This window comes from Anaerosporomusa subterranea (assembly GCF_001611555.1).
GTDB classification, from domain to species: Bacteria; Bacillota; Negativicutes; order Sporomusales; family Acetonemataceae; genus Anaerosporomusa; species Anaerosporomusa subterranea.
Map to the genome: position 1 here is coordinate 380,286 of NZ_LSGP01000013.1, position 13,862 is coordinate 394,147.

10 protein-coding genes are annotated in these 13,862 nt (G+C 45.1%); all 10 read right to left on the reverse strand.

Translation table 11 applies throughout. The features are described 5' to 3' along the window. Positions 1–12 precede the first annotated feature (12 nt). A complete protein-coding gene (gene infB / locus AXX12_RS05445) occupies positions 13–2,784 on the reverse strand; it encodes a translation initiation factor IF-2 (RefSeq protein WP_066239246.1) in 2,772 nt (923 codons plus the stop codon). Between the two features lie 18 nt (positions 2,785–2,802). Continuing rightward, positions 2,803–3,114, reverse strand: a complete 312-nt coding sequence (locus AXX12_RS05450) for a L7Ae/L30e/S12e/Gadd45 family ribosomal protein (protein WP_066239249.1) — start codon at positions 3,112–3,114, stop codon at positions 2,803–2,805. Next, on the reverse strand, positions 3,107–3,376 hold the full coding sequence (rnpM, locus tag AXX12_RS05455; RefSeq protein WP_066239253.1) for an RNase P modulator RnpM: 270 nt from the start codon (positions 3,374–3,376) through the stop codon (positions 3,107–3,109). The genes AXX12_RS05450 and rnpM overlap by 8 nt, the downstream gene beginning before the upstream one ends. A gap of 13 nt (positions 3,377–3,389) precedes the next feature. Further along, positions 3,390–4,433 carry a transcription termination factor NusA gene (gene nusA, locus AXX12_RS05460; protein WP_066239256.1) on the reverse strand — a complete coding sequence of 348 codons (1,044 nt, stop codon included), beginning with the start codon at positions 4,431–4,433 and terminating at the stop codon, positions 3,390–3,392. Between the two features lie 34 nt (positions 4,434–4,467). Beyond that, complete coding sequence (locus AXX12_RS05465; RefSeq protein WP_066239259.1) at positions 4,468–4,923, reverse strand: ribosome maturation factor RimP; 456 nt, start codon at positions 4,921–4,923, stop codon at positions 4,468–4,470. Positions 4,924–5,105: 182 nt separating this feature from the next. Then, positions 5,106–8,771, reverse strand: a complete 3,666-nt coding sequence (locus AXX12_RS05470; RefSeq protein ID WP_066239261.1) for a PolC-type DNA polymerase III — start codon at positions 8,769–8,771, stop codon at positions 5,106–5,108. Positions 8,772–8,839: 68 nt separating this feature from the next. After that, positions 8,840–10,546: a proline--tRNA ligase gene (locus AXX12_RS05475; RefSeq protein WP_066239264.1), complete on the reverse strand. Its 1,707-nt coding sequence runs from the start codon at positions 10,544–10,546 to the stop codon at positions 8,840–8,842. 1 nt (position 10,547) lies between these two features. Then, positions 10,548–11,618, reverse strand: coding sequence for a flavodoxin-dependent (E)-4-hydroxy-3-methylbut-2-enyl-diphosphate synthase (gene ispG / locus AXX12_RS05480; RefSeq protein ID WP_066239267.1), 1,071 nt, complete (start codon positions 11,616–11,618; stop codon positions 10,548–10,550). A 32-nt stretch (positions 11,619–11,650) separates the two neighbouring features. Continuing rightward, on the reverse strand, positions 11,651–12,694 hold the full coding sequence (rseP, locus tag AXX12_RS05485) for an RIP metalloprotease RseP (protein ID WP_066239270.1): 1,044 nt from the start codon (positions 12,692–12,694) through the stop codon (positions 11,651–11,653). An 11-nt stretch (positions 12,695–12,705) separates the two neighbouring features. Further along, the gene (locus AXX12_RS05490) at positions 12,706–13,860 is read right to left on the reverse strand and encodes a 1-deoxy-D-xylulose-5-phosphate reductoisomerase (RefSeq protein ID WP_066239272.1); all 1,155 of its coding nucleotides are present in this window, start codon (positions 13,858–13,860) and stop codon (positions 12,706–12,708) included. Positions 13,861–13,862 lie beyond the last annotated feature (2 nt).

A 13,862-nucleotide genomic window follows, 5' to 3' on the forward strand; every position in this document is an offset into this window, starting at 1 on the left:
ACCTCCGATTGTTTAGCTACTTTGCTTGACCAGCTCCATAGTAAATGCTTCTAAAATATCGCCTTCTTTTATATCACGATACTTTTCGACTGAAACACCGCATTCGTAGCCGGCGGCAACTTCTTTTACTTCGTCTTTGAAACGACGGAGTGATTCAACTTTGCCTTCATGAACCACAATACCGTTGCGAACAATACGCAATTGCGAGTTGTTAAATATCTTACCTTCTAATACATAACAACCTGCGACAACGGCCTTTGGCACGGAAATTACCTTTCTGGCTTCGAGACGCCCTTGAATCACTTCTTTATATTCAGGAGCTAACATACCGGTCATCGCTGCTTCAACATCATTGACGACATCATAAATGACTCGATACGTACGAATATCTACCTTTTCTGCTTCCGCAGCTTTGCGCGAATTGGCATCAGGACGAACATTGAACCCAATAACCAACGCATTGGCTGCAGAGGCGAGCATAACGTCAGACTCGTTGATTGCGCCTACACCTGCATGCACTAAGCTAACGCGTACTTCTTTATTTTGCATCCCTGCAAACGCTTGACGTAGCGCCTCAATAGAGCCTTGTCCGTCAGCCTTGATAACAATGTTTAAGTCCTTAAGTTTACCTTCTTGAATTTGAGTAAACAGATCATCCAACGTGATCTTTTGCATTTGTCCCATATCTTCAATGCGTTTTTTCGAAACACGTTTTTCAGCGACAGAGCGGGCAGTATTTTCATCTACCACAGCTAAGATATCTCCAGCCATTGGCACATCAGATAGTCCCAGAACTTCTACTGGCGTTGAAGGAGTCGCTTTTTTTACTTTGTCGCCGCGATCATTGATCATGGCTCGCACTTTACCATAGGCTGTGCCAGCTATAATAGTATCGCCAATACGAAGAGTGCCTTTTTGAACGAGTACTGTCGCTACAGGGCCTCTCCCCTTATCTAACTCAGCTTCAATGATGGTACCGATTGCCAAACGGTTGGGGTTAGCTTTCAAGTCTTGTACTTCAGCGACCAGCAAAATCATTTCTAAAAGCTCGTTTATACCAGTCTTGGTTTTGGCTGAGACAGGAACAACAATCGTTTCACCGCCCCATTCTTCGGTGACTAATCCTTGTTCGGTTAATTGTTGCTTAATCCGATCAACATTCGCGCCAGGACGATCTATTTTATTGACAGCCACTATAATTGGTACTTTTGCTGCTTTTGCATGATTGATTGCTTCAATGGTCTGCGGCATAACGCCGTCGTCCGCAGCAACCACCAGAATAGCAATGTCTGTGACCTGCGCACCGCGAGCTCGCATTGCTGTGAAAGCTTCATGACCAGGAGTATCTAGAAAAACTATTTTATTATTTTGATAGTTTACTTGATAAGCGCCAATATGTTGGGTAATGCCGCCAGCTTCTTGTCCAGTAACGTTCGTCTGACGGATTGCATCAAGCAAGGAAGTTTTCCCATGGTCAACATGACCCATGATCGTGACAACTGGAGGACGTGGCAACAGACTTTCGGCACTATCCTCAATATCAGGAATCTCGGTTGGATCTTCTGCAGGCGGCAGTTCCTCCACCGTGATGCCAAATTCGCTTGCGAGAATTTTAGCAGTATCCATATCAATTTCTTGATTAATCGTGGCCATGACTCCAAGCATCATCAGCTTTTTAATAATTTCGCCGACTTCGCGGCCAAATTTGGCTGACAGTTCTTTTACCGTCATCGATTCGGTGCCCAATTTGACTACTTTAGGTTTCGGTGGTTCGGCCTTTGCCTGAATTGATTGACCGCTATGCGGGCGATGACGGTTCTGTTGCTGCTGTCTATTTTGTGAATTTGGTCCTCTACGGTCTTGTTGCCCAGTGGGGCGTTGGCGGTTTCCCTGTTGACCGGGACGGTTGTTGTTGCTGCGATTATTATCGTTACGCTGCTGGTTTTGTTGTCCGGCAGTATGTTGTTGCGGTGCTCCAGTAGGGCCTGCTGGTCTCGGTTGATTGGTTTGTGGACGCGGCCGTTGCTGTCCTTGTGGTTGGCGATTATCAACCGGACGAGCATCAGTGCGCCGTTGGTTTGGATCATTGGGGCGCTGGTTCAAATCTTGGGGGCGCTGATTATGCATTGGTGGCCGCTGATTTTGCGGAGCGCCATACTGTTGTCCTCCTTGCCGGGGAGCAGGTGATTGGTTCCCGGACATAGGCTGATTGGTTGGTCTTGGTTGTTGGTATTGAGGATTGCGAAATGGCTGAGAGCCAGGACGCTGTGGTTGCTGTTGCTGAATCGGACGATTAGGTTGTCCGGCTGGGCGAACTGGTTGTTGCCCTTGTTGTGTCGGCCCGGACACAAACTGGGATGAATTTGGCTGGCGTGGCTGCTGATTTGACTGGTATGATTGCTGCGGTTGTTGCATGGGCCTTTGCGGTTGTTGTACATTTTGTCGTGGCAGCTGTTGCTGCTGAGGCTGCTGCGGCGTACCTGGACGCTGTGGTTGCTGAACCCCAGGTCGATTCTGCATCGGACGGGCCTGTTGTTGACCAATTTGAGCCGACCGCAGGTCTTCCACCGGGCGGGTAGGTAATATTGGGCGCTTTGGCTCTTCGCTTGAAAACTCAACGCCGGTTTTACGCGCAAAGGTGCGTTCAATAACCGCTTTTGCGTCATCGTCCACACTGCTCATATGATTCTTGGCTAACATATTATTACGAGATAAGATATCTATTATCAGTTTACTCGTAGTATTATAATCTTTTGCTAACTCATATACTCTATATTTAGACATCAATCCACCCCCATTTTTTTACGGTGCTTCAGATAACAGTTTCTTCAATGCCTGAGCCATCCCAGGGTCGGTAACCGCAATTGCTGCTCGGTTCTCCTTGCCTATTCCACCACTAAGCGACTCTTTGGATAAGACTTCGAAGCAAGGTACTCCATAGTATTGAGACATATCACGGTACTTCTTGCGTGTATTTTCCGATGCGTCAGATGCAACGATCAAGCATTGAACTTTGCCTGAACGGATATTTCTTTCTATCACGAACTCGCCTGACAGCGCCTTGCCAGCACGTTGCGCCAGTCCAAGCAGAGACAAAAGTTTTTGTTCATTCATTGGTTTCTATACGGGAAACTAAGTCTTCATAAATTTGTTTATCAACTGCGTGTTTCAAAGCCCGCTCCAATCGTTTCTCTTTATATGCTTTCGCAAAACAAGCTGAATCAGGACAAATATACGCTCCGCGTCCGGCGAGTTTCCCTGTTGGATCAATACGGATTTCACCCTCTGGAGTTCTTACTACGCGCAAAAGCTCTTTTTTGTTTTTGCTATCTTGACAGCCAACGCACATCCGATTGGGAGTTTTTTTTACTTTCATAAAAAATGCACCTCTACGTCAGCATGGCTGCTTGGGATTCACTCTTAATATCAATCTTCCAACCGGTTAATTTCGCGGCAAGGCGTGCATTCTGACCCTCTTTGCCAATGGCAAGCGATAGCTGAAAATCGGGAACAACTACTTTAGATATTTTTTCTAATTCGTTAATTTCTACGTCTACTACCTTCGCCGGGCTGAGTGCATTAGCAATATACTTCGCAGGATCTGGGCTCCATTTGACAATATCAATTTTTTCGCCCCGCAGTTCGTTGACAATGGTCTGGACTCTCATGCCTTTATGACCAACGCAAGCCCCCACCGGGTCGACATTTTCGTCACGAGAGTAGACTGCGATCTTTGATCGCATACCTGGCTCGCGTGATACAGATTTGATCTCCACAACGCCATCATGTATTTCTGGCACTTCAAGCTCAAATAGACGTTTCAACAGACCGGGATGGGTCCTAGATACAAGGATTTGTGGTCCCTTGGTAGTTTTACGCACTTCTGTGATATAGGTTTTTACTCGATCCCATTGCCGATAGCTCTCACCAACTATTTGCTCAGAAGGTGCTAGGGTAGCCTCTGCTTTGCCTAAATCAATAAAAACGTTTTTTTGCTCTATTCGTTGAATTATTCCTGTTACGATATCGCCCTCTCGATTGGAAAATTCTTCATAAATGATTCCACGCTCGGCTTCACGAATTCGCTGAACAACCACCTGTTTAGCAGTCTGAGCGGCAATACGACCAAAGTTTTTCGGTGTGACTTCCAGTTCAATGACATCCTCTAACTCAAAACGCGGGTCAATTTTTTTCGCATCTTCCAAAGAAATATCCAGTCTCGAGTCTTTCACGTCATCTGTAACAGCCTTGCGGGCATATACGTGAATTTCTCCTGTTGTACGGTCAAGAGATACTCTCACATTCTGGGCAGATGCGAAATTTCGCTTGTATGCAGAAATGAGAGCTGCCTCAATGGCATCAAATAAAATTTCTGTAGAGATTCCCTTTTCTCGGCCGAGTTGTTCAAATGCCTGCATGAATTCGGCATTCATGTATTATTCCCCCTATTCAATTATAACGGTGTGGTTAGAATTCAATATATAAACGGACTTGCGAGGTTTTATCTTTAGGAATGCTAACCTCTGTCCCGTCAATATCCAAGACAACATTATTATCTACTAGTCCTTTTAATGTACCGACAACAATCTTTTTCCCATTAATTGGTGCGAATGTATGGAGTTCAACCTTCTGCCCTGCATGTCGAACAAAATCCTTCAGATTCTTTAACGGACGATCAAGCCCGGGTGACGAAACTTCAAGATAATAACTATCGCGTATAAAATCGGCTACGTCTAATTTTTCTCCAATGCGTTCGCTCAGCCACTGGCAGTCCTCGACACCAATACCGCCCACTTTATCTATGTATATCCGCAAGTACCAGTCGCGTTCTCGTACATATTCGACATCGACCAATTCGAGGTCGCTACCTTCAATGCACTCTAACACAAGCTTTTCCACCGCTTGTTCAATGTGATTGGCCATTTATCCCCACATCCTTCTTTTGGCTCTGGGTTTAGTTTTACCTTTTCAGTGTTCTCTATGCCCAGCCACGTCTTGTATTCCATAAGATGAAAGAGTGGGTAAATACCCACTCTTGTCACAGACAACATAAACCAAATATAGTATAACACGAAAGGATTAATTTTACAACCGATCAACAAAATTTACGCAAACAACAGTAATTGGTCAGTCGGTGGCAATCCGTCCAAACACCCGTGTTTCTCCAACATCTCAATTACAGTCTTAGACACCCGCGACCTGACACGTAAATCTTCAACAGATGAAAACGGTTTGTCATGCCTTGATTGAACGAGATTGTGCGCAGCTGACGTGCCAACTCCCTGTAGAGATCCAATCGGCGGCAAAAGTCCGTCATCACAGACCAAGAAGCGTTCGGAATCTGACTGGTAGATATCGATTTTACGGAAGCGAAATCCGCGAAGATTCATTTCCAGTGCCATCTCTAAAATTGTTAGTTGGCCTTTCTCTTTTGCAGATAGTGCATTACCTTTCTGCTCAAGTTCTTTCAGTTTGGCTCGCAGGAAGGATTCACTGGCACCAACAATCAAATCTGCATCAAAATCTGTTGCCCGAACCGTGAAATAAGAAGCATAAAAAGCAAGCGGGTGATACACTTTGCAATACGCGATGCGAAATGCCATCATGACATAGGCGACAGCATGGGCTTTGGGAAACATATATTTGATTTTTTGGCAGGATTCGATATACCACTCAGGAACGTTCTTTTCGCGCAATTTTGCACAATCTTCCGGTTTGACACCTTTGCCTTTACGAACGTTTTCCATCACCTTAAAAGCCAATTTGGGAAGAACGCCTTTATGGATAAGATAGATCATAATGTCATCTCGTGCAGAGATGGCCTCAGACAGTTTAGCCACCCCGGATTTAATAAGATCCTGAGCATTATTCAACCAAACATCAGTACCGTGAGAGAATCCGCTGATTCTGACTAATTCACTGAAGGTAGATGGCTTAGTATCTTCTAACATCTGACGAACAAATTTCGTACCAAATTCCGGGATTCCAAACGTACCTACAGTCGAATTGATTTGATCTGGTGAAAGCCCAAGCGCTTGAGTAGAAGAAAATAAACTCATTGTTTTAGGGTCGTCAAACGGAATTTTCTTGGCGTCAATGTGGGTCAAATCCTCAAGCATACGAATAACGGTCGGGTCGTCATGACCGAGTATATCTAGCTTAACAAGCCGACTGCTGATCGAGTGATAATCAAAATGCGTGGTGATAGTTGATGAATTTTTGTCGTCAGCTGGGTATTGAATTGGCGTGAAATAATGAACATCCATATCGCGGGGTACAACCATGATTCCGCCAGGATGTTGCCCTGTTGTGCGCTTGACTCCAGTACAGCCACCCATCCAGCGCTCAACGAACGAGTTACGGACTCCCTCAGCACCTTTTTCAATAAAATAATTTTTTGCATAACCGAACGCAGTCTTATCGGCGATAGTGGCGATGGTACCTGCCCGGAATACATTATCTTTGCCAAATAACTCTTCTGTATATTTATGAGCGACAGGCTGGTAGTCGCCGGAAAAGTTCAAGTCAATATCCGGAACCTTATCACCCTCAAAGCCTAAAAAGACTGCAAAGGGGATGTCATGGCCGTTTTTCGCCATCGGCGATTGACAATCTGGACAAATTCTGTCTGGCAAATCGAAGCCGCCACCAATACTGCCATCAGTGACAAAGTGGGAATGTTTGCACTTCGGACAAAGCCAGTGCGGCGGCAACGGATTAACCTCTGTTATTCCGGTCATGGTAGCAACAAAAGAAGAACCTACCGATCCTCTGGAACCAACTAAATAGCCGTCGTCAAGCGACTTCTTTACTAATTTATGAGCAATTAAGTAGAGTACAGCAAAGCCATTGTTGATAATAGAGTTTAATTCATTCTGTAGCCGTTCTTCCACGATAACCGGCAGAGGATTGCCATATAATTCCTCAGCTCGTTGGTAAGACATAGAACGAATTTCTTCCTCGGCGCCTGGAATTTGCGGTGAATAAAGTTCATCAGGTATTGGCTTAAACGATTCAATGCTGTCACTGATTTTACAGGAATTCTCAACAACAACTTCGAACGCTTTTTTTTCTCCAAGATATTGAAACTCAGCCAGCATTTCGCGCGTCGTTCGGAAAAATAGCGGCGGCTGATTATCAGCGTCACTATACCCCCGTCCGGCCATTAATATCCGGCGATAGACTTCGTCCTCCGGATTAAGGAAATGAACATCACAGGTCGCAACAACCGGCTTATCGAGTTTCTGACCTAATTCACAAACCTTACGATTGATATTAAGAAGACCTTCCCGGTTGGCGATCTTTCCTTCTCGTAACAGAAATGCATTATTGTCGGCCGGCTGAATCTCAAGATAATCGTAAAAATTAGCAACGGCTAATAGTTCGTCATCGTCAGCTCCGCGCAAGATTGCCTGAATTAGCTCCCCAGCTTCACAGGCTGATCCCAGAATTAGCCCTTCCCGGTGTTCCATTAAGATCGAGCGAGGAATGCGAGGCGTTCTGTGCAGATATTTCAGGTGGGAAATCGAAATTAAACGATATAAATTATATAAACCAGTGCGGTTTTTCGCCAGCAAGATAATATGTCTGGCTTGATTGATGTCTTGATCGAACAGGTAGCCTTCTAAGCCATAAATCAGTTTTATGCCGTGCTTTGAAGCTTCTTCATAGGCCTCTGGAAATGCCTGTACGACTCCGTGGTCTGTGATTGCAATTGCAGGATGTCCCCATTTGGCGGCAGTTGCAACAAGTTGTTTTGCCGGGACTATCGCGTCAAGTGCACTCATTCTCGTATGAGCATGCAATTCAACGCGCTTATGCTCATAATCGTCAAATCGTGGTGCCGCTTTTTCCATAGTCACAATACTGTCAACAAAGAACGACAAGTCGTTATTGGCGAACTTATCTTGCTGGGCCTTGCCCTTGATACGGACGATCATGCCAGCTTTTAAATTACCTAATAGCTTTGTGTATTGTTCTTGTTTCTCCAGAAATAGTTTAGCGCTAATTCCGTTTGTATCATCGGCAACGTCGAAGCTGATTAGGAAACGGCCAGTTTTAAGTTCGCGACAGTCAACTTTAACAATTTCACCTTGGATAACCAGGTTGCGGTCCTCTTCTTTTATTGATTCGATCGTTCTCGGTTCATCTTTTATATTTCTGCCATACAGTATTGGACTTATTTTTTCTTGCTTAACCTCAGTAGTGGCTGCAGATAGTGCTTCTAAGTATTCTGGAGTGAATATGTCTTCACAGCCAGTTTCTTCACTGCAGGCAGCGGTGATCTTAACAGTGCAACTAGCGCCAAATTGGCTGCTCAAATAGTCACTGATGCGTTGCTCTGCCCCACGCTCAAGCAACATTTGAGCAGCCAATTCTCCGTCTGTCTCGACGTAGAGGATATCTTCTTCAAGTTTACGACTGGCTTGAATCAATACATGATGCAATGCTGAACTATCTACTGCTCCGGCAACAATCTTTGCCCAATGGTCTCTAACACATGTAGATAAGTCTATTACTTGAATTTCAAGCGAAACTGAGGCTAGCTGGCAATTTTTAGCCAAGTGCCTACATAAGGCGGTTTGCAGAGTATTAGGCACGGGCTGTGGTGTATTTACTGACAACAGCCACGTATTTAAAGTGGGGTCAACTGTGACTTTAGTTATGACACTTTGATTCAGTAAAGTACGGTCAGATGAGGACAGCGACATATCAGCTGTAAATAGCTGAAAATCGCGCTGACTCTCAGGTATTATGCAGTAATTATTCATAGTATTCTCCTCTAGCCCCGGGGCATGCGTTCATTTGAACGGAAGCAGGGCGGCGAAGAGGGGTTTCTTTACAGCGCCGCCAGCATATTTTTTATTGCTGTAATATAGTCATCAGCCAAGGAGAGGAAGGTTGTTTCTCCTGTTTTGCGTACTTTGACTTCTAGCAGTTGTTCATTTATAGTCTTAGGTCCGACCGTAATCTTTAACGGATAGCCAATTAAATCAGCATCTTTAAATTTAACCCCTGGTCGCTCATTCCGGTCATCTAGTACTGACTCAATGCCTGCTGATTGCAGTCGGGAATATACTGCTTCTGATAACTCTAGCTGCACATTATCTTTGACGTTGATCGGTACGACGACAGCGTGATAAGGAGCTATGGCCGCAGGCCAGATTATGCCATGCTCGTCATTGTTTTGTTCAATCGCAGCTGCCATGGTGCGCGAAACGCCGATTCCATAACACCCCATCACGAGAGGCTTTTCTTTACCGTTCTCGTCCAAGTAGGTAGCCTGCAGGGCTTTGCTGTACTTTGTAAAGAGTTTGAATACTTGTCCGGCCTCAATGCCGCGTGCAGTTTTAACAGCCTGGCCACAATGCGGACAAGGATCATTTTCCTGAATTAAGCGAATATCGGTAATAATGGCAGGTTTGAAATCGCGACCTGGATTCACATGGAGATAGTGCTTTCCCCTGCTGTTGGCGCCACAGACAGCATTACTCATCAACATAACAGTTTCATCAGCAACCACCGTAACGTTGCTTGCGCCGACAGGGCCGATATAACCCGGCACACAGTCTAAAGCAGTGTTGATTGCATCTTCACTGGCCAATTCTAGTTGTAGACAACCCAGCTTATTCTGTAGCTTGATTTCATTGACTGCATGATCACCCCGGACCAGCGCCAGCACTAAGCCCTTTTCTGTCTGATAAGCGATTGTCTTAATTGTTTTATCAGCAGTAATGCCAAGAAATGCACTGACTTCTTCAATTGTTTTTGTGCCAGGTGTTTCTTTTTCAATTAACGACATTTGCGTCTCATGCATTTGCTGGATTGGCTTGAGTTCAGCTTTTTCTACATTGGCAGCGTAATCGCAAACAGAACAATAAGCAATTGCCGCTTCACCCGATTCAGCGATGACCATAAATTCATGTGAGCCGCTACCACCGATTGCGCCGGAATCGGCTTCAACTGCGCGGAAAGTAAGTCCGCAACGGCTAAATACGTTGGTATAGGCATCATACATTTTGCGATAACTTACATCAAGGCCTTGCTCATCACGGTCAAAAGAATATAAGTCTTTCATGATAAACTCTCTGCCTCGCATCAAGCCAAAACGCGGACGAATTTCATCCCGATATTTATTCTGGATTTGATATAACATAAGTGGCAATTGGCGATAAGACCGTACATCAAAACGGACTAGAGCGGTAATCATTTCTTCATGTGTCGGCCCAAGGCAGAAGTTTCTGTTGTGTCGGTCCTGAAGGCGAAACATTTCATCACCGTATACATCCCAACGACCTGTTTCTTGCCACAACTCCGCGGGTTGAATAATCGGCATCAGCAGTTCTTGCCCGCCTTTTGCATCCATTTCTTCTCTGACAATATCTTCGATTTTCCTTAATACTCGCCATGCCAACGGCAGATATGAATATACGCCGCCCGCGGCCTTGCGGATCATTCCGGCCCGTAGCATCAATTGATGACTAATTACCTCTGCTTCTGCCGGAGTTTCACGCAATGTAGGTGCGTATAATTGTGTCGCACGCATGTTATGTTTCCTCCTCAATTAGACGATTGATTTCAACAAATAGTTCTTCTAGAAGTTTGTCCTCTGGGACCTTCTTCAGGATTTCACCTTTACGAAAAATAAGACCAAACTCACGACCGCCGGCAATGCCGATATCTGCTTCTCTTGCCTCACCGGGCCCGTTGACAACACACCCCATGACTGCTACTTTAATCGGCTTTTTTATGGTTGCCAGTTTTTTCTCGACAGCTTCAGCTATACTCACAAGGTCGATTTGTGTTCGTCCGCAGGTTGGGCAAGAAACTAGGGTTGGACCATATTGACGCAGACCCAGTGCTTTTAAGATTTCACTGGCGACTTTGACTTCTTCCACAGGATCACCAGTCAGTGACACTCGAATCGTATCGCCAATACCTTGCGCAAGCAGTGCACCTATGCCGACAGCAGACTTGATGACACCGGAGGTTACTGTGCCTGCTTCGGTAATACCGAGATGCAAAGGATAATTAACCGTTTCAGACATAAGTTGATAAGCCTTGATGGTCATGGGAACGTCGTTCGCCTTGAGGGAAAGCTTAATGTCGTGAAAGTCATGACTCTCCAGAATTCGAATATGACGCAACGCACTTTCAACCATGGCTTCCGGAGTTGGATGACCGTGACGCATAAGCAGCTCTTTCTCCAGTGAACCGGCGTTAACTCCTATACGTATAGGAATATTGCGCCGCTTTGCAGCCTTCACCACAGCGATAACATTCGCTTCTTCGCCAATATTTCCAGGATTAATCCTTAGTGCGTCGATTCCCTGCTCAACAGCAGTCAAAGCTAACCGATAATCAAAATGAATATCCCCCACTAGCGGCGTCTGGGGCTGTAGACTTTTAATCGCCGAGATTGCACCAGCAGCAGCCATATCAGGTATTGCGACTCTGACAATATCACAGCCAGCATCATGTAAACGCCCGATCTGCGCAGCAGTTGCCTGAACATCTTCAGTTCGAGTGTTAGTCATCGATTGAATAGAGATCGGGGCTCCCCCGCCAACCGCAACTGATCCAATAAATACCTGCTTTGTATTTTTCGGCTCCATCATATCACCTACATTGCATTCACTTATGTCAGATCTCAAAATAGTTTTAATCGCGTTAAATCTTTAAACGTTGCAAGTAACATTAATAAGATCAGCAGGCTAAAGCCAATCATTTGAATGAACTGCATGCTGCCTTTTTCCAACGGCTTGCGTCTGATGGCTTCGATTGCTAGAGTGACAACATGACCACCGTCTAACACTGGGACAGGCAAAAGGTTAATCAAACCAAGGTTAATGCTCAAAAATGCGGCAAATTGCAGCAATGGAATAAAACCTAGTTGAGCTACCTGACCTGCCATTTGTGCAACTCCGATTGGTCCTGCCACGTCGGCAGGCGCCTGACCGGTAATCATTTGGACAATCCCTGCCAGCATGGCAGCGGCAAGCATATATGTCTGCTTTATCGCCAACGTCACTGATTCAATAGCACCTGGCTGTCTATGCTCTATCAGCGGCATAACGCCAATGATGCCTCGATTTGCTTTTTCATCATATTCCGGCTTAATAGTCGTTTTTCCTGCTACACCATTGCGTTCAAAGACGATGGTAAGTTCATTGCCTGCATTGTCTTGGACAATGGCAACAAAATTCTTCCAAGAATCGACGTTTTGCCCATTGATGGTTTTAATCTTATCACCTGGCTGGAAATTAGCTCTGCTTGCCGGTTTATCAGCCATGATTGTACCCATAATCGGTTCGTTTGAGGGAATATCAATTCCTGTTGTCAGAAATACCATGGTAAACAGCAAGACAGGCAAAGCGAAATTCATCGCAGAGCCGGATATGATAACAAGCATTCTTGCCCAGATGGGCTTTGTCTGAAATGATTTCTCATCTTGCGGCTCATCCGGATCCATGCCGGCAATTTTATTAAAGCCACCCAATGGGATTAAGCGGAGCGAATATACTGTGTCGCCAATTTTTTTACTAATAATCTTGGGTCCAAAGCCAATGGCAAATTCATGAACACCCATTCCAACCAACTTTGCGGAGATGAAATGACCAAGTTCATGTACCATGACCAGCAAACCAAATACAAAAATCGTCGCCAAAACGGTTGTTGACAAAAGCGCCACCATCCTTAGTCGATTTAAGTCAAACTAGCAATATCTTCAGCCGCACGCTTTCGAGCCCAAGCATCTGCTTGTAGTAAGGCTTCAAGCGTAACAGAGTCTGAGGCTTCAAATGCATTTAGACTACTGCGGATAATATCCGCAATATGAAGAAACTCGATTTTCCCGGATAGAAACGCCTGGACTGCAATTTCATTGGCGGCATTAAATACACAAGGAAAAGCACCACCTTTTCGTCCTGCTTCATATGCCATGGATAAGGCGGTAAAAATATCTGTATCTGGTTGTTCAAAGGTAAAAGACTTTATTTTTGAAAAGTCTAGTCTGCCGAAATTTGCAGTTGATCGTTCAGGGTATGTCAAGGCGTATTGAATGGGTGCCCGCATATCTGGCAAACCAAGCTGCGCCAATACGCAGCCGTCAATCAGTTCAACCATTGAATGGATAATACTTTGCGGGTGGACTATGACCTCAATTTGGTCATAGCTGACGTCAAATAACCATCTAGCTTCAATAACTTCTAGTCCTTTATTGGCTAAGGTCGCTGAATCTACTGTGATTTTCTTGCCCATTGACCAATTTGGATGTTTTAAACAATCTGACACTCCAACTGTTTTCAACTGTTCCTTATTCAATGTACGAAAGGGTCCACCGGAAGCAGTCAGCAATAGTTTTCGGACACTGGTCATATTAATTCCTTGAAGGCATTGAAATATAGCGCTGTGTTCACTATCAACAGGAATAATGGCTACATGATTTTCCTTAGCTGCTTTGGTGACGATTTCCCCGGCGGCAACTAGCGTTTCTTTGTTGGCGAGGGCAATTGTTTTCTTTGCGCTAATCGCAGCGAGAGTCGGTCGAAGGCCGGCGAAGCCAACTAATGCGGTGAGTACTATATGGCTTCGCGGATGGATTGCGGCCTCGATTAGCCCTTCTTCGCCAGACAATATCCTTGTCTTTCCCTTGTAACGCTTAGCTAATCTCTCAGCCGCGCTTTTATCGGTAAGAACAACTAATTCAGGACGAAATTTTTCAATTTGTTCTTCAAGTAGGCTATCGTTACTGTGAGCCGACAAGACACTGACAGAAAATTGTTCTGGGTTGGCCTCAATCACTTGCAAAGTTTGAGTCCCAATAGAGCCAGTACTGCCTAGTATAGCAATATGTCGCAATC